The sequence below is a fragment of the Acinetobacter legionensis genome (assembly GCF_048551735.1).
Taxonomy (GTDB): Bacteria; Pseudomonadota; Gammaproteobacteria; order Pseudomonadales; family Moraxellaceae; genus Acinetobacter.
This window is the reverse complement of the sequence record NZ_JBIMBV010000003.1, coordinates 81,426-103,441: the sequence shown is the minus strand read 5'-3', so window position 1 is coordinate 103,441 and position 22,016 is coordinate 81,426. Positions and strand designations below refer to the sequence as shown.

Genomic DNA, 22,016 nt, shown 5'->3' with positions numbered 1-22,016 from the left:
ATCAATACAGAGGTAGAGGGCTCATCCAAGTGCTTAAAATATTTTTATAGCCCAATTGAACAGTTCACTAATTTTCAATGGATATTAAAACCCATGAAATAATTTATTCATGTCTTTACACAAATAATCCTTAAAATGAAATGCTCGTGCATGTTTTGCATCAAACTTTGCCGTCTGACCATCCTTTTCAAAAATATAAACACGGTCATCCTTACTGACAAGAAACTCACCACCCAGTTTGATCAACAAAGCATCTATCTTATCTTCATCAGCAATACTGTCATCTTGGCTGACTTTGTCATAATTACGTCTAATGCCTTTAATAAACATCATCTACTCGCACGTTCTATTTAGCCAGAATTATACCCTTTTCATTGCCTTTAAAATGGCTCTAAATAAACATTATCAAAATCATTCAGCTTGTTTAACTCGATAAATACTTATAAAATAGCCCAATCATGTGTTATCGCGGCTGCTGAACCCGATCAACTCATGAGTTTTATCTATGGACATTACACAACAATATTTTGAAAATGAATTAAACCGCAATCGCGCTTGGAGACGTAAGGTAAATTATTTACACCGTGGTCGAGATTGCAGACATACTTCAACCCTTTGGAAACCAGAAAAAGACTGGAAATTACTTTGGAACAGATCGTTAAAAAGATCTCGCTCGAAACAATTAAGAATTGAATATCCACGTATTTCTTCTGCCAAAAGACGAAAACAAGCACAATATGATTTTTGGAAGACTGCTGATTGAATACCCTTTTTATTTGTAGTCGTAACCAATGGCGTAGCCCCACTGCCGAGCGTGTCTTTGCAGTGGGCTATGGCATTTCCACACGTTCCGCTGGAACAAGTAAACACGCCAAACATCGTATTTCTGTCAAAGATATTGCTTGGGCAGATATGATTTTTGTCATGGAGCAAAAACATAAACAAAATATCAAAGAGAAATTCCCCAACCAGTTACAACATAAAAAAGTCATGGTATTGGATATTCCAGACGATTATCACTATATGGATGAAGAGTTAATTGAAATTTTAACAGAGGCTATGCAACCCTATTTGCCTTAAATGCTAAAGTCGTTGCCATCAATCTGTATGACCAATTCATAATCAAAATGATGACGAAACAACCTTAAATTGCCATAACTCAACCCGATCAATATTTAACAATAAAATAAATGATGCAGAATCCACTAAAAGTATTTTCTATCCTTAAAACCTTCACGCTTATCTTGGTGATATGCGCGCTTCTATTCAGCTTTAGTTTTATATTTAGATTTTCTGACTCAAATTCAGATGAGATTCCTTTTACGGCGACTACAGAAAAACTGGGAATATTTCAAAAATATAACAACCAAATCTATGCCGCTGTACCCAGCAATGGTGATTATTTGATCCCAGAAGCAGATGTTCAAAGTTTTTATTTACCCAATGATAATTACCAATACCGACAACTAGGTGCAGATAAACTGCATGTCTATTGTGGCAATATCATCCTAAAGGGTGTGCAACCTCAACAGGTGAAAACTATTGGGGATGGTTATTTTACTGCTGGAAAAGACACTTGGTATTGCTCCCCCTCCACCGAACGAAATAAAGATTTAAGTGCGCTTCGAGAAGTATGGCAAATCATGCAACAAAATTTTGCCCTAGCTTCAAAACCACAAAGTTATCTCTACCCCTATTTTAAACTTGGATCAGGCAATCTGCCTTATCGTGTCAATTCCGGAAATGATACGGCAAGTAATGGGACATTCACCTATTTTCAAGGGAAATTACTTTCAGGAGCCAATCCAGACCAACTCAAACTTGTCTTAGGTGAACGTAACTATGCCTATCGAGCGGATGGAAAAAACGTCTATTACAATAACACCCTGCTCGATTTAAAAGACAATGGAAAGCTTTATAGTATTGAAATAGACGGTTTAAATAACCAATATTATTTGCTCAATCCTGTCGATGGTATGGTCTATGTCAACGAATTTGCCTTTGATCCTCAATATGCGCCTTATCATCTCTTAAGCAAACATGGCGATCATATTAACCATGCTTTGTTTTATAACGACACAGGGATTTATTATTTTGATCTGAATAAGAAAAAAATGCGTCGCGCAGGTGATAGTCCATTTTTAGGCAAAGCATTTAAAGAAATCGCACCGCTGATTTTTTCTGATGGCACACAGCTTCTCTATCTACAAGCCAGTGAATATCGCAGCAATAAAGGATCAGCCTCTTCCAAATCCACCCATATTCTAAAATTAGCTGAACCACTTCATTCCTCATGGCAAAAACTTGGGGATGTAAATTACAACTATGGCACTGTATGGAAAAATGGCAATGCATTTTACTATTTTGATCAGTTAGGAAATAGCCAACTGGTTAAGGCCACGATTTATCATATTCGCGACCCACAAACGATTCAAAATTTACTGAGAACTCAACCACGCACTGACGATATTCGACAATGGATTGAAGAGCAAAAAATGGTTGAAGCCAAACATGTAGAATTACTCGAAGTAGAGACAACTAACCGCTCAGACAAATATTGGGGCTTGTTGGTTCCAATCATTTTCATAGCATTTTTGAGTATGCTGATGTGGATATTTAAACGGTTTAATTTAAATTTTTCCCCATTTTATATACGCAATCATAAACTGATCGTCAGTAATTTGATGATGACCTCTTACCCATTAGATCAGGTCACATGCGTTGAATTTAGTACCCATAGGACAACAGCGAATGGTAGTCATATTGGGCACTTTCAAATTTTACAGCGTAATGGAAAACGCAGCAGAATCTTTAATTTTAGTACGCAATTACGCTTACGGAGTGACTCACAAGTAGAATTAAATCAATATATCCAACAACTCAGAAATGAGTTAACACGCCATGGTATCCAGAATACAATACGAAATTAAGCGTGGTATCAACTGAATATCGCATTGGCAATTACATGATCTCAATATATTTTTGATCTTTATTGAGTGCACAATATCCACATTATTATTTTGAGCTTTAACATGAAAATCTGGTTATCTCTTCTGACTTTGGGTCTTTTTACCTTTTCTTCTGCACATGCAGATATTCAGACTTTACAGCAAAACTTAAAAACCAAATATCCTGAGATTCAGGTGAAATCGGTACAAAACTCACCAATTAAAGATGTTTATGAAGTCTATATGGGTGGGCGTATTGTTTATACCAATGAAGAAGCAAAATATTTCTTTGTCGGCAATTTAATTGATCTTAAAGAACAAAAAAATCTGACTGAAGAACGTATGCAAGCGCTAAAAAGTATTGATGTAAAATCATTACCTTTGAAACAAGCCATTAAGCATGTCAAAGGTAAAGGTGAACGTGTAATCTACGTATTTAGTGATCCTGACTGTCCATATTGCCAACATCTTGAAAAAGAATTAAAAAATATCGACAACTTAACCGTTTACTTATTTTTATACCCAATTACCCGTTTACATCCAAATGCTGAAAGTATTTCACAGCAAATCTGGTGCTCTAAAAACCAGTACCAAGCGTGGGAAGACTATTTAATTGATAAGAAACAACCGACTTCAAACAAGTCATGTACGAACCCAATTGAGAAAAATATTGCTTTAGCAAAATCACTCGAAGTCGATGGTACACCAACATTCTTCTTACAAGATGGCACCCGTATTTCAGGGGCACGTGAAGCAGGCGAAATTGAATTACTCCTCAAAGCAGTAAAATAACAGCCCACAGCCTAGAGAATAAAAAATTTCTCTAGGCTTTAATGTTGTTAAAATATCCTTAATTCTTTCTTATTTATAAATAAATTAAAATTTAAATACACTAACTTATACAATAGGCATGTTTACATTTATAATTTTCAAATTATGATAAAAACGTCCTCAACAATGTTCTCACACCATAAATGGAATTATGTTGAAATTAAAACAAGGTATATCGTCAAAATGAAAAAAATTCTATTCGCTACACTACTCAGCTTTTCATGTATTTCTGCATTTGCAGCAGATACAGCTAAAGCGAACATTGACCCTACATTTGCCAAAGCACAAGAGCTAATTCAAGCAAAAAACTATCCTGCGGCGTATCAAGAACTTGAACGTCTTGCAAAGGCTGGCAATGCGCAAGCATTATATAACTTAGGCTATTTAACCCAAACGGGACAAGGTACAACCAAAGACGATAAGAAAGCTTTGAAATATTATCAAGATGCTTCAGCAAAAGGCTATTCTGTTGCAAGCTATGTCTTGGCGCAAAGCTATGCAGTAGGTCAATTGGGCTTAGCCAAAGATGAAAAGAAAGTCCGTGAATACTTAGAGAAGTCCTCTGCTCAAGGATTTGATGATGCTACCGTGGAATTGGCTGTTTTATTATTTTCTGAAGGTACACCTGCATCTGATAAACTCGGCTTACAAAAACTTGATCCTTTAGTGAAAAAAGATTTTGCACCTGCAATTCATGCGAAAGCGCTGTATGACATCACCGATGGCTTAAAGAAGAAAAATGCAGCAGCAGTTAATCAAGGTTTAAAATCAATCCAAGATTTAGCTAAAAAAGGATATATTCCAGCATTGATGGCTGTCGGAAATATGCTGACTAATGGCAATATCATTGATCAAAATCTGCCAGAAGCACAAAAGATTTTCTCAGAACTTGCTAAAAATAATGTGCCTAAGGCAAAAGAGTCTTTGGATGTTGTAAACAAACTAATTGCTGAAAAAGGCAAAACACCTGTTCCCAAAGCACCAGCAAAAAAATAAGCAGCTCTTAAAAAAATACTCTCGCAAGAGAGTATTTTTTTACCACCAAACACCAATCAAAACACTCACCACAATAAAACTCAGTAAAGTACTAATCATCAATGGTGTCAGTGCTTTTTCATTTAAACCATAGACTTGCCCAAAAATTCCAAATATAGAGGGCATAGGCAAAGCAGCAATCAAGGTACCTGCATAAATCATCTTTTGATCCAAGTCGGTTAAATCAGTCAAGCCTAAATAGACCAATATCGGCATACAGATATTTTTAGAAACCACCAAATAAATGGTTTGTAGATTAAGTGATTGAATCGTAATCCCAACCATTCCACCACCAATAATAAATAACGCTAAAGGTGAGGCAGTCTGACCTAACAAGGCAAATACTTGGTCTAATACATGTGGAATTTGAATTTCGAAGATCGCACAGCTCATGCCAATCATCACTGACAAGAACAATGGATTTTTTAATAAAGTCAGAAATGTTGTTTTTAAAATAGCGGCTAAATTGGCTTGTCTTTGTCGCCCTATTTCTGCCAAGGTTAACATCAGCGGTACAAGAAATACGCTTTCAATGATCACAATCAGTGAAATATAAATCATGGCTTCACTACCCATCAGCAAAGTCAAAATTGCTGCGCCCAGTAACCCAGTATTGGACATTGATGCGCCAAGTGAAAACACAGAAGCATGGGTAAAATGATTGTTAAAAAGCTTTTGCCCTAAAATAAAGGCCAAAATAAATAGAGTAAAAGTAACCCCTGTATAAACAAAGAAATAGGCAGGATACCAAATCTCATGTAAATCTTTTGCAGCCAGTGCATGAAGTAATAAAGCAGGCAATGCAATTTTGATTACAAAAGCACCAATTGCAGTAATTTGCTCTTTAGAGATCAATTGGATTTTGACAGATATAAAACCCAAAAATAACAGGAAAAATACTGGAAAAATTACCGAAAAAATCATTCAAGCCGTTCCTTTTCCAGATCATACAAATAAAGATATATCCTAGAATATATCTTTATTAAGTTTAAATACGTTTAAAGAATAATGAGTGAATCAAAACTGTTATGCCATCAATATGCTGAGAACAGATCTTTGATTCCATGCGGCTGACAACGTAAATATTGTGATGCAATCGAGATTTTTGCACCCAATTTTGCTGCAGCATGCCAAGGCCAGCGTGGGTCATATAAAATCGCTCTTGCCAATGCAATTGCATCTGCTTCAGCATCTTGAAGAATCTGTTCAGCTTGCTCAGCTTCGGTAATTAAGCCCACTGTTATTACAGGAATATTCACCTGCTTTTTAATCGCATTTGCAAAAGGCACTTGGTAATTTGCAGCCACTTTAATATCTTGTTGAATATGCAATCCCGCAGAAGATACATGGATATAAGCAGCACCAAGTTGCGCTAAAGCTTTTGATAAGCCAATGCTTGATTCAACATTCCAGCTATTTTCTGCATCCATCCAGTCAGTTGCAGAAATACGTACACCTACAGGGTAGTCAGTTGGCACAACTGCTCGAATGGCTTGAAAAACTTCTAATGTAAAACGAATACGATTTTCAAAACTTCCACCATATTCATCAGTTCGCTGGTTAGACAGTGGTGACATAAATTGATGTAGTAAATACCCATGCGCCGCATGAATTTCAATCAATGAAAAACCAGCATCTACTGCACGAATCGCCGCTTGCGCAAAGTCTTGAATAATTGTTTTAATTTCATCAATGGTTAATTCATGCGGTGCAATATCATTCGGGCTAAAAGCAATACCGCTGGCTGATACAGTTTGCCATCCGTGTTCATGGTCAGGCGCAATCTGACCTTTCCCCTGCTTCACCAACCAAGGCTTTTCAGTCGAAGCTTTACGACCTGCATGCGCAAGCTGAATAGCAAAAGGTGTTGGAGCAATGCTTTTTACCTTATTGAGTAAAGCTTTGATTTGATCTCGTTGGGTATCATTCCAAAGTCCCACATCAGCATAACTGATCCGCCCTTCGGCTTGAACCGCTGTCGCCTCAATAATACATAAGCTCGCACCTGACAAAGCGTAACTTGCCCATTGTTGTTCATGCCAATAAGTCACTTCACCCTGATCTGTTGCTGAGTATTGACACATTGGTGCAATAATAATTTTATTGCTGAGGGAGAGTGAACCAAATTGAATAGATTCAAATAACTTTGGTTGAGCAGACATAAATTATTTTCCCAATGAATTAGAACTGTTTAGTGATACTGAGTCCTGCACTCCAGTTAATACCATCAGCAGGTTCAAAGAATCGACTATTACCATCATTTACAATGACTGAACCAACATAATTTTTATCGAATAAATTATCGACTCGAGCAAAACTATGCACTTTCCAATCATTGTTTTTCCAGATATAACCGACATTCATACTGGTTACTGTATAACTTGGTGCAGTATCTGTATTGAGATCGTCTACATAGATTTTATCCATATAACGAACATCTACACCTGCGTTAAAGCCCTGCTCAGGCAACCAACCGAAAGATACAAAGGCTTGATTTTTTGCAATACCAGGAATGTAATTGCCACTTTGGATGACTTTTTTAGGATCACTGTTGGGAATGTCTGCATCAAATGTAGCATCAAGCAAGCTATAACTAGCTTGAGCCGTTAAATTCTTCCACAGCTTTTTATTCCATGACAGCTCTACACCTTGGCGCAGTGTTTTATCTGCATTTTGATAGGTTGCACGTCCATTGAGTGTCCCCGCAGAAACGATATCATCTTGAGTATTACTTTGGAAAACTGCAGCAGTAAAATTACCTAGGCGATTTTGTGCTTTTAAACCAAGCTCATAGTTATCACTGGTTGAAGGTTTAAGCGCAAAATTAATCCCTGCCGTGCCTTGTGTTGGATAGGCCATTTCGGTAAAGGTTGGTGTTTCAAAGCCTTTAGCATAACTGAGATAACTGCTGATCTCAGGAGTAATTTCCCATGTCAAAGCAGCCGATGGAAGCAATTTGTTATAATCGGTTTGACCGCTATCATCGCCATTATCTTTATCAGCTATATAGTCTGCCTTTTTATAATAATAATCCTTAGACTCATAATGAACATTGCTATAACGCAATCCTGTATCTAGACGTACAGTCGGCAAAAACTGCCAAGCTGCTTGTAAATATGGATCTAAATTCCATAAAGTATTTCGTTCATCACGACGTAAATTACCTTTTACACCATAATGGGGCTTATTATTATCTAAAGTAAAGTTTTCATAACCTTGGCGATCTTCATTCATCGCATCATAAGCCAGTCCAGCACTGATCCGTGTATTCGGTAACAAGTCTTTGCCAGTCCAACGTAAATCAACACCATAAAAATCTCGTTCAAAATCAATTACCCCACCAGCATGGCGTGGATTCATTTGACTTGTAGATGGTTTTGGATTGCCATCTTTATCTAAGCCAAGATTTGGAGATATTTCACCTTTTGGAATGGATTGGTATTGAGTCACTTCACGATGACCAATATAAGCCATACTATAAAGTTCTTGATGATCATTCAGGGGCTTAGTCCAATTGATACCTGTCTGTGTTTGGTTAATATCTTTACGAACATCATAAATATTTTTACTGTCATTGACCTGTTTAGGATTTTGTTTCCATTGCTCGCGAGTCAAACCTTGTGGATCATCAGCGGAAATATCCACATGATTGATCAGCCAATTGATCTTAGAACCATCATCTAAGTCCCACGTGAGTTTGGCATTGCTCAACACTTTTCTTGCGGCACTGTGATCACGATAGCCATCAGTATCAAAATAAGAAGAACTGATCACATAGCTTGGTTCATTGGCTTTATCTGCACCACCTTGTAAGGTGATGTCAGCACGGCCTTTATTGTTACTTCCACCTGAATAACCTAATTCTACCGAATCACGCCCTGTTCCTTCTTTGGTCGTGGTGAGAACCGTGCCCCCAGAGGAGTTTCCATACAGTGATGAAAATGGCCCACCTAGCACTTCAATATGATCTAAACTCGTTAAATCAATATTTGAAGTTTGGCCTTGTCCGTCTGGCATCGTCGCAGGAATCCCATCGACATAAAGACGTATCCCACGGACTCCAAAAGTTGAGCGTGCGCCAAAACCGCGCATAGACAGTTGTAAGTCTTGGGCATAATTTTCACGATTATTGAGCTGTAACCCTGGGATTCCCTTGAGTTTTTCAGTGAGGTTTACCCCAATATTATTTTGATTTTGTTGTTGATCGACTCTATATACCGATGCCGGGGTATTTAATATGTTGGTATCAGAACGTGTAGCTTCAATTTTGATGGTTGGAAGTTGCTGAGTAGAATGCTGCTGAGTGGAATCTTGAGATTCCACTTCAGCATATAAGCTCTGTGTGATACATACCGTTAAGCAAAGTAGTGTTGTATTAATTTTTAGATGTTTCACTCTTTGCATAAAGGTGTCCTCGAGTTGTATTAAAAAATAATTTTAGACCCCAAGCCAACGACAAATGCATTGTCCACCTGATTGGTTGCACCAGGATGTACCACATACTGCACTAAAGGACGAAGCATGAACCATTTGGCAGGGTAATATGAGTAGTTCAACTCAACATTATACTCTGCATCTTCATTCAACTGTCTTAAATTTGTTCCTGAACGAGCACTATTCACATAGTTAGTATACCGATCGTTCAAATGTACTCGATTTACAGCTAGACCTAGAATATCGTTTGGTTGACTATCAAACAGACCATAGTATTTTAGACCAAGTTGCTGTGAATCATTTACGGCTGTCGTCGTACGATCATGAATGGTGAAGTTACCAAAACTGTGTAAACCACGTTTTCCTATCCCAGTTGAAGTCAACTGCTGTTCAAACGCAAACCAACCGCCGTATGTACGATCTTCAGCCTTAGTTCCTGCTTTATAAGCAACATCGTACTGATTTTGAGCCTCATCAGCAGTATTGTAAAGCGTACCAATACGATAACTGCCTGGTAAATCATTCACACCCTGCTTAGGTGACCACACCACTTCAGAAAGAATATTTACACCATCGGCATGCTTTGTATCCAAATTCCAGCCTTGTCGCTCTAAAGCATTATCAGGGTTGTATTCAAACACCCCCACTTGTGCAAATAGTTCAGGATTGATGTGATATTTTAAGCGTGCGCCCCATTGTGAGACTGGTGTGTTATACCAAAGCTTACCTTGCCATTTCCCCATCTGTGCTGCACAAAATGCATTGCCTTGGAAATCACAAGCCATGGTATTGAATTCAGTACCTAAACCCATACGACCTAAACGCAGGCTTAGTCCTTGATCCTTAAAATTCTTTTCTATATATAATTCGCTGAGACGGCTCCCCGAATTACCACGGCCCCAATTGGCTTGCGAGTTTGCCCACTGAGGTGCATCTGGTGCTTGGATACCTCTGAGTGAAGTACTTTCACCTTGACGTGCTGTAACTAAAGCACGAATAGTCACATCATTCCAACCCGCCAGCTTCCCCATATCTAAAGTTGTACCCAGTCCGAATTGTGTCGCAAATGTTGGCGCTTGGTGCGCATCATAACCACCCTCAGCGAGATATGAACTGTCCATGGCAATCGTGCCATCAAATTTGATTCCCTTTTCTGCAAATTCAGTCCGACTCCCATTCCAGTCACCCGTCATGGTCGAGCCATGTAAATTAAACGCATCTTCAGCTGAGGCAAAAGACATTATGCTATATACAGAGATTGCCAATAAAGGATAAGCAATTTTTTTCATGGGAAAGCCTAATCAGGAACAAAACGAATAAAGATAAACCAGCCAACTCTCAATCACTTTAACTGTCTAAATTTAATAGAAAGTTCCAGCTTTAAAATGACTATTTTTCCTGAAATATCGAGATAAAAAGAATTATTTCAGCAAACAATTCACTAGAAATTTACACATTTTTTTACATATAACTATCAGATATTTTTTATCAATTGGAAAACTTTATTTTATTAATAAACTTTATATTATATAACAATGGTTTAGGAATAACATTTCAATCTTATTCAACGATCATCTCTATAATTTCAACCTAAAGTCGTAGGCTCAACAGAACCGCCCTTTAATGCAATCCAATTCTTGCATACAATATTCAGTCCTCACACCAATGTGACAAGTGCATGCCTGAATTACCAGAAGTTGAAACAACAAAAAACAGTTTACTCCCCCTGATTGACCAGAAAGTTCTTCATGTTCAAGTGCGTGAGTCACGGTTACGCTGGCCAATTCCCGAAGATATTCAACAACTTCAAGGTCAGAAACTCGTTCGCTTAACACGTCGTTCAAAATATATTTTGGCAGAGTTTGAAACCCATAGCATGTTATGGCACTTGGGTATGTCAGGGAGTTTTAGAATCTGTGATGAACATGAAGCGCTTAGAAAGCATGACCATCTGATCATTCAATTTGAAGACACACAGCTGCGCTATCATGATCCCCGACGCTTTGGTTGTATCATTTGGCTGAATGAGGAAAGCCAAACAAAATTGATTGATACTTTAGGGCCTGAACCATTGAGTGATGAATTTCATGCCGAATATTTAGCAGAAAAGTTTAAAAATAAAAATGTCGGCACAAAAGTTGCAATCATGGATAATCATATTGTTGTGGGTGTAGGTAATATTTACGCAACTGAAAGCTTATTTAATTTAGGGATTCACCCTGCACAGCCTGCTTCGAGTTTGACGAAAGCGCAAATTCAAAAATTGGTCATCGAAATTAAACGAATTTTAAAGCAAGCGATTGATTTGGGTGGGTCAACCTTAAGAGACTATAGCAATGCCATGGGTGAGAATGGCTACTTTCAGCAGACCTTATTGGCTTATGGACGTGCGGGTGAGATGTGCATTAACTGTGAAACCACTTTAGAAAATTTAAAGTTAGGACAAAGAGCCAGTGTGTTTTGCCCACAATGCCAGCCATTAAAGATCGCGAAGAGCATCCCCCAAAAACCACGAGGAAAGAGTAAATGAAAACTGCAATCGTTCGACATATTCTCGTCAAAGATAAGGACTTGGCTGAACAACTCAAGAAGAAGATCCATGATGGCGCTGATTTTGCCAAAGTGGCCAAACAGCATTCCACATGTAATTCAGCAAAACGTGGTGGTGAACTGGGCGAAGTAAAAAAAGGACAGCTTGTTCCTGTGATTGATAAACTTGTATTTACCGCTGCTGAACGTGTACTTCATGGTCCAGTAAAAAGCCAATTCGGCTTTCACTTGGTTGAGATTAAATTTCGCATGGATTTTTAGTTTAAAGATTTACATTCTTGGTATGAAGTTGAAATGATATCCCCTTGTCTGGCAATTCCCATACTCGCACCTCGCTCAAAACTCATCCATGCCTTAGTAAGGGGCTGACTCGGTTGATTTATGTATCCATACAATCCTTTTCCTTGCCCTTGAATAATACAGATTGGCTGATTCATAAATAACTTCTGAGTATTTCCACTTAGAATTTGAACTGTTTGCTCTATTACTGTTTCGGAATCATCATTTCGCTCTAATGACTTAGAAATGTCTTCCGCAGACTTTATTGTCAAATGCAAAGGTTGCTCAAACACAAGCGCTTTAAAGCGTTCAGGTAATGCTTGATAAGATGGTGATGGTTCTTCATCACCTTTATAATGATGATAATCCTGAATATGACAATGAATCTTCTTAAATTGTGAACGTGCACTTCCCATCGTTTGTGACCATGACATTGAACTGGCTACATCCTCAATATCTTTAATTAAAAATGCACTCTGAGCGTTTTGCAAATATATAAAGTTTTCAAAATCTGCACTTTGATTTGCCAAGGGGTCTGACTTATTCAATTTTTCCGTTTTTAAAATGATTTGGTCATTTCGTTTTATATATTGACCCGTTTGCAATTCAATATCTGAAACTTCATCTATAGGAGAGTACTTGACATCATCAAAGCTTAATATTTCAAATCTGTTGTTTTTTATTCCAATAAAGGTATATAAACCAAATGCATAGCGACTAAAATAAATCCCTTGAACCTGATCATTAGAATCATATTGTTCACATATCGAGATCACTTGAGGGCGTATTTCTGGGCTGAACTGCTTAATAAAATTTTCATCAACTTTAACTTGGGCTTGGCATCCATAGATTAGAAAACTCGCCAAAACAATAAAAAATCTGAGCTGTTCTAGTCACTTTAAACCATCCTATATTTTTGAATCAATTTGCTCAGGTTTAAACTCATGGATAAACTTCGCATAATCATCAATATATGATCTAAATGCTTCTTCGCGAGTGGTAAAGTAAAATATTTCATTGCCATTTCTGACAATGGTTTCAGGAGATTTACCATTACAGTATCCTCCTGCTGAATAGACAGCAGACTTAAGCATTTGAAAACTTTGCTCAGCAAGCTGTTCATCCTTAAAAGCAAAAACCAGCAAAACAAAATCTGGACGATATTGTTTTTCATCACCTAACTTAACTTTACTGATAGCCTTATAAGCACGGATGCCCTCACCTTTTACTTGAATCACTTTATTCAGAGAACAATCATTTTCAGACCAAGAACTACCACTGTCTTTTTCTATAAACTCAAAATTGGCTTTTAATAAACGTGTTTGTAGTGCCAACAGTAATGTTTCATTTTCATCTACCGAGTCGGTTTCTATAGTGACGTAGCGGGTATCTTCATTTGGCATTTCATTAAAAGTTAAACCACTAGCAGGTCGGCTTTGGTCCGCTTGCGTAGATGTTGGAGTATCAGCGGATTGCTGCTCTTTTGGATGCTCTGAACATGCATACAAACTGATAAGTATTGCCATAATCCCTATGTTTTTTTTCATCAGCCCCATCTCTATTTTCTTGCTTGCATAAAAAACGGTACTTGATCGTACCGTTTCATTCAACTCTTTTACAATGATTTAATAGCTTTATCAGGCTTTAGACATATTAAAATACTGTAATTTGAATCAATTTGATGAAGATTAAGCTTCAGGGCGTTTCTTTAATTCATCACGAATTTCACGCAGTAATGCAATATCTTCTGGTGTAGCAGCAGGCGCTTCTTCAGCAGGTTTACGAATTTTATTGAGGAATTTAACCAACAAGAAAACCACCCACATTAAGATCAGGAAGTTCAATACAATTGTGATGAAATTACCATAGGTTAGTACGTTAATCCCAGCTTTGGTCAATTCATCCAATGATGAAAGGTTATTTGGGTTATCGCCCAGTACGACAAATTTTTGAGTAAAATCAACACCACCACCCGTAATCACTGTGATTAAAGGCATAATCACGTCTTTCACTAATGAGTCGATAATTTTATTGAAAGCACCACCAATGATGACACCAATTGCCAAATCCATCATATTGCCTTTAATGGCAAATTCTCTGAACTCTGAAAGAATACTCATACTTTAACTCCACGCCGATTTTGCGTATTTTTTATGTGACGAAGTATACATTATGTTTCAACATATATTTCCGCCTAATTTACTCGCTTTTTATTAAAAACCAATATCCTTTTACATTTATATAAAAAAACCGCAATTTATTAAAAAATTGCGGTTTTTTTCTAGAAATTAAATTATTTCCAGTTTGAACGCTTAGCCACGTGAAGCACGTTTACGTTCATTTTCAGTTAAGAATTTTTTACGAATACGAACTGATTTAGGTGTTACTTCAACTAATTCGTCATCTTCAATAAATTCTAATGCTTGTTCAAGCGTGAATTTAATTGCAGGTGTTAACGTTAACGCTTCATCTGTACCAGATGCACGCATATTAGTTAACTGTTTCGCTTTCGTTGGGTTCACAGTCATGTCGTCTGAACGAGAGTTCATACCCACGATCATACCTTCATAAACTTCTAACTGTGGTTCAGCAAATAGACGACCACGGTCTTGTAAAGTGAACAATGCAAACGCTAAGCAAGTACCGTTAACCATTGAGATCAACACACCGTTTTGACGTTTCGCAACTGCACCTTGTTTAGCAGGCCCATAATGCGAGAAGCTAGAAGTCATGATACCAGTACCAGAGGTAATGGTTAAGAATTCAGAACGGAAACCAATCAAACCACGTGATGGAACAGTTGCTTCAATACGGATACGGCCTTTACCGTCAACTTCCATATTGGTCAACTCACCTTTACGGTTACCCATTTGTTCCATAACAGAACCTTGATGTTGTTCTTCAACATCAAAAGTAACGTTTTCGTATGGTTCTTGAGTTTCGCCATCCACTTCTTTCATGATCACTTGCGGACGAGAAACACCCATCTCGAAGCCTTCACGACGCATTGTTTCAATCAATACTGAAAGGTGAAGTTCACCACGACCAGAAACTTTGAAACGGTCTGGACTGTCAGTATCTTCAACACGTAAAGCAACGTTATGAATCAATTCGCGATCTAAACGCTCACGGATATTACGTGAAGTTACAAATTTACCTTCTTTACCAGCAAACGGTGAATTGTTTACTTGGAACGTCATCGAAACTGTAGGTTCATCTACAGACAATGCAGGTAATGCTTCAACATTTTTAGGATCACAGATTGTGTCAGAAATGTTCAATGCATCTAAACCAGTGATACATACGATATCACCCGCTTGAGCAGAATCTACATCTACACGCTCTAAACCATGGTAACCCATAATTTTCAAGATACGACCATTACGTGTCTTGCCATCTTTATCGATCACAGTCACTGGTGTATTGGTTTTTACTGAACCACGTTGAATACGGCCAACACCAATTACACCCACGAAACTATTATAGTCAAGTGATGAAATTTGCATTTGGAATGGACCATCAATATCAACTGCTGGTGGTTCAACGATATCTACGATTGTTTCAAACAACGGTGTCATATCTTCAGCTAATTCTTCAGGAGAAGGACCAGCAACACCACGTAAGCCAGAAGCATATACGATTGGGAAGTCTAACTGTTCATCACTACCGCCTAAGTTATCGAACAAATCAAATACTTGATCGATAACCCAGTCTGGACGAGCGCTTGGCTTATCTACTTTGTTGATGATAACAATTGGCTTCAAACCACGAGCAAACGCTTTTTGTGTTACAAAGCGAGTTTGTGGCATTGGGCCTTCTTGTGAATCGACAAGAAGAAGTACGCAGTCAACCATAGACATTACACGTTCTACTTCACCACCAAAGTCAGCATGTCCTGGGGTGTCGACGATGTTGATGCGGTATTCAGTATTTGTACGCTTGTCTAACCATTTGATCGCAGTGTTTTTTGCAAGAATGGTAATACCGCGTTCAGACTCAAGCGCATTCGAATCCATAACACGCTCAATCTCACCCGCGCGGTCACCGAGTGCACCTGATTGTTGTAAAAGTTTGTCGACAAGAGTCGTTTTACCATGGTCGACGTGCGCGATGATGGCAATATTACGGAGAGTTTTAATATCAGACATGTAAATTCGATACGCTTTAAATTTGAGGGCAAATTATACAGAAAAATCTTAACTTTTAGTAGTGACAGTTTATTGACAGTTACAAGTTTTTTTCACAACAGCAGGCTTTTTATTTTGTAATAGTGTGTAAAGCGATTAGAATAGCGCCATCTTGCCACTTCCAATTGCTGTGCCATGTCCAATTCTAACCCCTCTCCCAATCAGAAACAGGCTCAAATCGATCTTGTTTATGGTCTAGATGATCGCCCAAAACCACTCATCGCTTTTTTTGCGGCTTTGCAACATTTACTTGCGATTATTGTTCCAATTGTAACACCCGGTTTACTGATTTGTTTAGCTTTAGGTGTTTCTCCTCAAGATACCAATATGATTCTTTCCATGTCATTGGTGATTTCTGGAGTGGCAACATTCTTACAATGTAAAAAAATTGGACCATTTGGTGCAGGGCTACTGATTGTTCAAGGTACAAGTTTTAACTTTATTGGTCCAATGATTGGGATTGGTTCTGCCATGGTTGCTGCCGGCACACCAGTAGAAGCAGTTATGGCATCTATTTTTGGTGTGGTCATTGCAGGCTCATTTATTGAAATGGGTGTTTCTCGTATTTTACCTTGGGTAAAAAAGTTGATCACACCATTGGTTACAGGAATTGTGGTGCTGTTAATTGGTTTAACCTTAATTAAAGAAGGCTTAATCAGCATGGGCGGTGGCTACCAAGCCATGGAAAGTCATACGTTTGCCAGTGCCGACAATCTCATTATGTCATGTACAGTGTTGGCAATTATCGTTCTTCTCAATCGCTTCAAAGTAGTTTGGGTGAAAAGTTCTGCAATTCTCATTGCTTTAGTGATCGGCTATATTCTTGCGGGCTTTATGGGCTATTTGGATTTTTCTGGTTTAAAAGATGCCCCATTGATTCAAATTCCGACACCAATGCATTTTGGAATTAGCTTCTCATGGAGCTTATTTATTCCTATGGCGTTTATTTATCTTGTCACGTCATTAGAAGCAATTGGCGATGTCACCGCAACCTCTAAAATTTCAAATCAGCCTGTAGATGGCCCAGTGTGGATGGAACGAATTAAAGGTGGTGTATTGGTCAATGGTGCCAACTCTTTCCTTGCAGGGATCTTCAACACATTCCCAAGTTCTGTCTTTGCACAAAATAATGGTGTAATTCAGTTGACGGGTGTTGCAAGTCGTTTTGTTGGGATTTGGATTGCAATCCTGCTTATCATTCTGGGGTTATTCCCTGCTGTGGCTGGTATCATTCAGGCGGTACCGCAAGCGGTACTGGGCGGTGCGGTTATGGTAATGTTTGGTGCAGTTGCTGCTTCAGGCATTAACATTTTATCGGGAATTCAACTAGACCGTCGTGCACTACTAATTATTGCTATCTCTTTGGGTCTCGGCCTAGGGGTTGCGCAAGTTCCTCAAATTTTGGAACATTTGCCAGAATTACCGCGTAATATTTTTAGTTCTGGTGTCGCAACTGGCGGACTCGCTGCATTAATTTTGAATTTAGTTTTACCCGAAACTAAAAAATAATAAATCTATTCTTTATAATGCCCAGCTTAGACTGGGCATTGCGCTAATTTTTATTGATGGATGGTGAATATGGAGCCAAAAAGCGAAGTTGTCATTCGACAGCATGACTACCTTTCTGGACGCGTGCTATTTGTAAATGCAGCAACGGATGATCTACTTTCAAATTTAGCTCATAACATCGAAGCAAGCATTTGGACTTGGAATTACAATGAGTTTCAATATTTTCAGAATCAGCAGGCAAAGGTACATTTTGGTACTGACCTGCCAGAAGCTGAATTTGATCAGGCTGTTGTTTTTGTTCCAAAATCAAAAGAGCTACTCAATTATATCTTGCACAATTTAGTCAGTCGTTTAGCCGTTGGCGCTTCGATTTTCTTGGTTGGAGAGAAAAAAGGTGGGGTAGAACGTGCTGCAAAACAACTCCAGCCTTATGGTCAAGCCATCAAGCTTGATAGCGCACGTCATTGTCAAATGTGGCAACTCACCACAGATAAAACTGTAACTGCAAAGCCATTAGCAGAATGGGCGCAAGTCTATAATGTTCCAACACCTGCTGGAGAACTTAGCATTTGTGCACTCCCTGGTGTGTTTAGCCAAAATCGTCTCGATATTGGAACTGGGGTTCTTTTACCTTATCTCAAGCAGGTCACTTCTGGAAAAATTGCAGACTTTGGCTGTGGTGCTGGCGTCATCAGTGCTTATCTCAGTAAACTTAATCCGAAAAATCGCATTTTTGCTTTAGATGTCGATGCTTTTGCTTTAGCATCAACACGAATGACCTTTGAAAAAAATAATTTACCTTTAGAACAACTTGAAATAAAAGCAGTCACAGGGATTGAGGATGCACCATTGTTCTTACATGCGATTGTGAGTAATCCTCCATTTCACCAAGGTATTCAAACAGATTACAATGCCAGTGAAACGTTATGTAAAACTGCTAGACGACATTTAAAATCAGGTGGTGAATTATGGATTGTGGCAAACCGCTTCCTAAATTACCCATTACTCATTGAGCAGAGTTTTAGTCAATGTACGACTAAAGCAGATCAACAAGGCTTTAAAGTGCTGTTCGCCAACACTCAAAAAAGTAGTAAGGAATAACGATGAGCGAAACAGATCATCCCCAACAACTCCAGCGGAAGCTAGGAGCACGACATTTAAACATGATCGCCATTGGCGGTTCTATTGGTACAGGGTTATTCCTTGCTTCTGGTCAAACGATTGCCACAGCTGGTCCTGGTGGTGCATTACTTGCTTATGTTCTGATTGGTATCATGATTTATTTCTTGATGACCAGTTTAGGTGAACTTGCAACCCATAATCCAACATCAGGTGCATTCTTTACCTATGGTAATAAATATGTAGAAGAAGGTTTTGGTTTCGCACTGGGCTGGAACTACTGGTATAACTGGGCCATTACTGTTGCATTTGAATTGGTTGCCGTTCAATTCATCATGAAATTTTGGTTTCCCGATATCCCTGGATTTTGGTGGAGTGCGCTATTCCTTGCGATTATCTTCTTTATCAATGCATTAACTGTAAAAGGTTTTGGTGAAAGTGAATTTTTATTTTCACTGGTTAAAGTGATTGCCATCATCTTCTTTATTGTCATTGGCTTATTCATGATTGGTAAAATCATGTTAGATCCAACAGATTCAATTAGCAAAAATTGGACTGTTGGTGAAGCGCCATTTGTCGGTGGTTTTCAAGCCTTAGTCGGTGTGGCAATGATCGCTGGATTCTCTTTCCAAGGAACAGAGATGGTAGGCGTTGCAGCGGGTGAATCTAAAGATCCGAAAAAAACCATCCCTATCGCCATTAAACAAATCTTTTGGCGTATTCTTTTATTTTATATCTTGTGTATCTTTATTATTGGTACATTGGTTGCGTATACAGATCCAAACCTTGCACTTGCTGCGGAAGGTGATGGAAACATTACCCTGTCACCATTTACCCTGTTATATGAAAAAGCAGGTTTAGCATTTGCAGCGGGCTTAATGAATGCCGTGATTTTGACTGCAATTATGTCTGCTGGTAACTCAGGTATGTATTCATCAACACGTATGTTGTTCGATATGGCACGTGAAGGTAAAGCACCACGAGTTTTCTCTAAACTCGATCTTCGCGGTGTACCCATGAATGCACTGTATGCAACCACTGCAATTGCAGCACTGTGCTTCTTAACCACCTTTATTGGTGAAAGTGTCGTGTTTACATGGTTGTTAAACATGTCAGGTATGTGCGGATTTATTGTCTGGTTAGGTATCGCAATCTCACATTATCGCTTCCGTAAAGGCTATTTAGCACAAGGTTATAAACTTGAAGATTTAGCTTATCGTGCAAAATTCTTTCCTTTTGGTCCGTGGTTTGCATTTGTTCTTTGTGCCATTATTATTCTTGGTCAAAATGCAGAAGCTGTGCTTGATGGAAAATGGATGAGTGTATTGTCTACTTATATTAGTATTCCCTTGTTCCTTGTTATTTGGCTTGGTTATAAATGGAAACACAAATCCAAATTGATTGCTTATGATCAAATGGATGTACAACCGATTCAAGTCGAAAAAGAGTAAATCATTTGATATGAATAAAGCAGCTTTTTAGCTGCTTTATTATTTTTACATAAGTAATTCCACCTGAATTAAAAATTAATTTACTATGTTTTATTGACAAAGTTTTTTTTATTTATAGAATGATGCCCATTGGATAGTGTTCAATCAGAATTTTCACCCTTGATTTTAAATCAAAAAATATAGGAGTACGACATGCATCAATTTGAGAAAACTTTAAAGTAAGATTAAGCAGTCGTCTACTCACGGGCACTGAATTAATCAAAGTGTCCGAATGTCAGTCAAACCTAGCATTCGCTAGGTTTTTTTATTGTCTTTAAAATCTGAATAGATCATTGCTTTGACAATAGAATTTTAACCACCTTCGGACAATAAAAAATTTGCTTCGAGAAAAAAAATGAGCATACAAATGATTTTAAACGCCAAAGCAGAATATGGCGTTCCTGTAAAAATTTATACAAAAGATGTGGATGAAGAAAGCTTAACGCAACTGCGAAAAATGGCACAATTACAATTTATTCATTCGCATATCGCAGTCATGCCAGATGTACATTTAGGTAAAGGTGCAACAGTGGGAAGTGTTATTCCAACCAAGAATGCCATCATTCCTGCTGCGGTTGGCGTGGATATCGGTTGCGGTATGAATGCATTAAGACTTATTCTAAAAGCATCTCAGTTACCCGATAATTTAAGTACTTTACGCAATGCTATTGAAAGAAAAGTACCTGTCGGCTTTGAAATGCACAAACAAATCAAAGCCAAGGCTTCTACACTTTCACCCTTAGATAAAAAGCTCCAGCGAATTACAGATAAACACCCTGCTTTAAAACGTATGTTGCGCAGTTTTGATGTTACATGGCAAAAGCAACTCGGTACCCTAGGTGGTGGTAATCACTTTATTGAATTGTGTTTTGATGAAAATGAAGATATCTGGATCATGCTACATTCAGGTAGTCGTGGCTTAGGGAATGTGATTGGTACTTACTTTATCGAACGTGCCAAGAAAGAAGCGCAGCATCGTTTTGGTCACGTGCCTGATAAAGACTTGAGCTACTTTGCAGAAGGATCAACGAATTTCGATGATTATGTGGAAGCTGTAGAATGGGCACAAGAATATGCTTTTGAAAACCGACGTGAGATGATGCGTTTAATTTTAGAAGCGATCCGCCCTTTATTACCAAGTTTTCAAATGACCAAAGAAGCGATTAATTGTCATCATAATTATGTACAGAAAGAACTTCACTTTGGTGAAGATGTCTTTGTTACACGTAAAGGTGCAATTCGTGCAGGGCTCGATGAATATGGGATTATCCCCGGTTCAATGGGCGCGCAATCTTTTATTGTTAAAGGCAAAGGTAATCCAGATTCGTTTTGTTCATGCTCACATGGCGCAGGACGTAAAATGAGTCGCTCTAAAGCCAAGCATTTGTTTAATCAGCAAGATTTAATTGCACAAACAGCAGGCATTGAGTGCCGTAAAGATAAAGGTGTGGTTGATGAGATTCCAAGTGCCTACAAGGATATTCATCAAGTTATGGCCAATCAAAATGATTTGATTGATGTGGTCCATACACTAAAACAAGTATTGTGTATTAAAGGCTAAAGCCGAAATAGCCCTCAATTTTTATCACAAATCTCAGTAAATTTCGATTTACTGAGATTCACATTTTTAATTG

20 protein-coding genes are annotated in these 22,016 nt (G+C 38.2%); 11 read left to right on the top strand and 9 right to left on the bottom strand.

Annotation, left to right across the window (positions count from 1 at the left end; all coding sequences use genetic code 11):
- Window positions 1-84 precede the first annotated feature (84 nt).
- Window positions 85-330 (bottom strand): hypothetical protein, encoded by a 246-nt coding sequence (locus ACG9ZL_RS03780; RefSeq protein ID WP_004722984.1) that lies wholly within the window; start codon window positions 328-330, stop codon window positions 85-87.
- Between the two features lie 175 nt (window positions 331-505).
- On the opposite strand from ACG9ZL_RS03780, the gene ACG9ZL_RS03775 reads away from it, so the two are divergent.
- The 5 genes from ACG9ZL_RS03775 (at window position 506) to ACG9ZL_RS03755 (ending at window position 4,775) form a co-directional block, all read left to right on the top strand.
- Entirely contained in the window at window positions 506-763 is a 258-nt protein-coding gene (locus ACG9ZL_RS03775) for a hypothetical protein (RefSeq protein ID WP_239046415.1), read from the top strand.
- On the top strand, window positions 760-1,080 hold the full coding sequence (locus tag ACG9ZL_RS03770) for a low molecular weight protein tyrosine phosphatase family protein (RefSeq protein WP_004722986.1): 321 nt from the start codon (window positions 760-762) through the stop codon (window positions 1,078-1,080). Before ACG9ZL_RS03775 ends, ACG9ZL_RS03770 begins: the two co-directional genes overlap by 4 nt.
- Before the next feature lie 110 nt (window positions 1,081-1,190).
- Window positions 1,191-2,930 (top strand): DKNYY domain-containing protein, encoded by a 1,740-nt coding sequence (locus ACG9ZL_RS03765; protein WP_419359132.1) that lies wholly within the window; start codon window positions 1,191-1,193, stop codon window positions 2,928-2,930.
- Between the two features lie 102 nt (window positions 2,931-3,032).
- Window positions 3,033-3,740, top strand: a complete 708-nt coding sequence (locus ACG9ZL_RS03760) for a DsbC family protein (protein WP_004819173.1) — start codon at window positions 3,033-3,035, stop codon at window positions 3,738-3,740.
- A gap of 222 nt (window positions 3,741-3,962) precedes the next feature.
- Window positions 3,963-4,775 (top strand): tetratricopeptide repeat protein, encoded by an 813-nt coding sequence (locus tag ACG9ZL_RS03755; RefSeq protein ID WP_419359130.1) that lies wholly within the window; start codon window positions 3,963-3,965, stop codon window positions 4,773-4,775.
- A gap of 39 nt (window positions 4,776-4,814) precedes the next feature.
- Here the strand turns inward: ACG9ZL_RS03755 and ACG9ZL_RS03750 are convergent, their stop codons facing one another.
- The 4 genes from ACG9ZL_RS03750 to ACG9ZL_RS03735 form a co-directional block, all read right to left on the bottom strand.
- Window positions 4,815-5,738, bottom strand: coding sequence for an AEC family transporter (locus ACG9ZL_RS03750; RefSeq protein ID WP_419359128.1), 924 nt, complete (start codon window positions 5,736-5,738; stop codon window positions 4,815-4,817).
- 110 nt (window positions 5,739-5,848) lie between these two features.
- Window positions 5,849-6,976, bottom strand: coding sequence for an NADH:flavin oxidoreductase/NADH oxidase (locus tag ACG9ZL_RS03745; RefSeq protein ID WP_419359126.1), 1,128 nt, complete (start codon window positions 6,974-6,976; stop codon window positions 5,849-5,851).
- Window positions 6,977-6,995: 19 nt separating this feature from the next.
- A complete protein-coding gene (locus ACG9ZL_RS03740) occupies window positions 6,996-9,218 on the bottom strand; it encodes a TonB-dependent receptor domain-containing protein (protein WP_419359124.1) in 2,223 nt (740 codons plus the stop codon).
- Between the two features lie 20 nt (window positions 9,219-9,238).
- Window positions 9,239-10,537, bottom strand: a complete 1,299-nt coding sequence (locus ACG9ZL_RS03735; RefSeq protein WP_419359122.1) for a carbohydrate porin — start codon at window positions 10,535-10,537, stop codon at window positions 9,239-9,241.
- A gap of 389 nt (window positions 10,538-10,926) precedes the next feature.
- On the opposite strand from ACG9ZL_RS03735, the gene mutM reads away from it, so the two are divergent.
- Window positions 10,927-11,778 carry a bifunctional DNA-formamidopyrimidine glycosylase/DNA-(apurinic or apyrimidinic site) lyase gene (gene mutM, locus ACG9ZL_RS03730; protein ID WP_336953349.1) on the top strand — a complete coding sequence of 284 codons (852 nt, stop codon included), beginning with the start codon at window positions 10,927-10,929 and terminating at the stop codon, window positions 11,776-11,778.
- A complete protein-coding gene (locus ACG9ZL_RS03725; RefSeq protein ID WP_004819160.1) occupies window positions 11,775-12,059 on the top strand; it encodes a peptidylprolyl isomerase in 285 nt (94 codons plus the stop codon). Before mutM ends, ACG9ZL_RS03725 begins: the two co-directional genes overlap by 4 nt.
- On the opposite strand, the gene ACG9ZL_RS03720 is transcribed toward ACG9ZL_RS03725, so the two are convergent.
- The 4 genes from ACG9ZL_RS03720 to typA form a co-directional block, all read right to left on the bottom strand.
- Window positions 12,056-12,943 carry a hypothetical protein gene (locus ACG9ZL_RS03720; RefSeq protein ID WP_419359120.1) on the bottom strand — a complete coding sequence of 296 codons (888 nt, stop codon included), beginning with the start codon at window positions 12,941-12,943 and terminating at the stop codon, window positions 12,056-12,058. The two genes, ACG9ZL_RS03725 and ACG9ZL_RS03720, sit on opposite strands and share 4 nt — an antisense overlap.
- A gap of 42 nt (window positions 12,944-12,985) precedes the next feature.
- Window positions 12,986-13,624 carry a hypothetical protein gene (locus tag ACG9ZL_RS03715; RefSeq protein WP_419359118.1) on the bottom strand — a complete coding sequence of 213 codons (639 nt, stop codon included), beginning with the start codon at window positions 13,622-13,624 and terminating at the stop codon, window positions 12,986-12,988.
- Between the two features lie 141 nt (window positions 13,625-13,765).
- Entirely contained in the window at window positions 13,766-14,197 is a 432-nt protein-coding gene (gene mscL / locus ACG9ZL_RS03710) for a large conductance mechanosensitive channel protein MscL (protein WP_004723003.1), read from the bottom strand.
- A 192-nt stretch (window positions 14,198-14,389) separates the two neighbouring features.
- On the bottom strand, window positions 14,390-16,225 hold the full coding sequence (typA, locus tag ACG9ZL_RS03705; protein ID WP_336953352.1) for a translational GTPase TypA: 1,836 nt from the start codon (window positions 16,223-16,225) through the stop codon (window positions 14,390-14,392).
- 174 nt (window positions 16,226-16,399) lie between these two features.
- Between typA and ACG9ZL_RS03700 the strand changes: the two genes are divergently transcribed.
- From ACG9ZL_RS03700 to ACG9ZL_RS03685, 4 genes are all read left to right on the top strand, one after another.
- Window positions 16,400-17,773: a uracil-xanthine permease family protein gene (locus ACG9ZL_RS03700; RefSeq protein WP_004819155.1), complete on the top strand. Its 1,374-nt coding sequence runs from the start codon at window positions 16,400-16,402 to the stop codon at window positions 17,771-17,773.
- A gap of 69 nt (window positions 17,774-17,842) precedes the next feature.
- Window positions 17,843-18,874 carry a methyltransferase gene (locus ACG9ZL_RS03695; protein ID WP_419359116.1) on the top strand — a complete coding sequence of 344 codons (1,032 nt, stop codon included), beginning with the start codon at window positions 17,843-17,845 and terminating at the stop codon, window positions 18,872-18,874.
- A gap of 2 nt (window positions 18,875-18,876) precedes the next feature.
- Complete coding sequence (locus tag ACG9ZL_RS03690; RefSeq protein ID WP_419328062.1) at window positions 18,877-20,343, top strand: amino acid permease; 1,467 nt, start codon at window positions 18,877-18,879, stop codon at window positions 20,341-20,343.
- A gap of 394 nt (window positions 20,344-20,737) precedes the next feature.
- Window positions 20,738-21,943, top strand: a complete 1,206-nt coding sequence (locus ACG9ZL_RS03685; protein ID WP_419359114.1) for an RtcB family protein — start codon at window positions 20,738-20,740, stop codon at window positions 21,941-21,943.
- The last annotated feature ends 73 nt before the right edge of the window (window positions 21,944-22,016 follow it).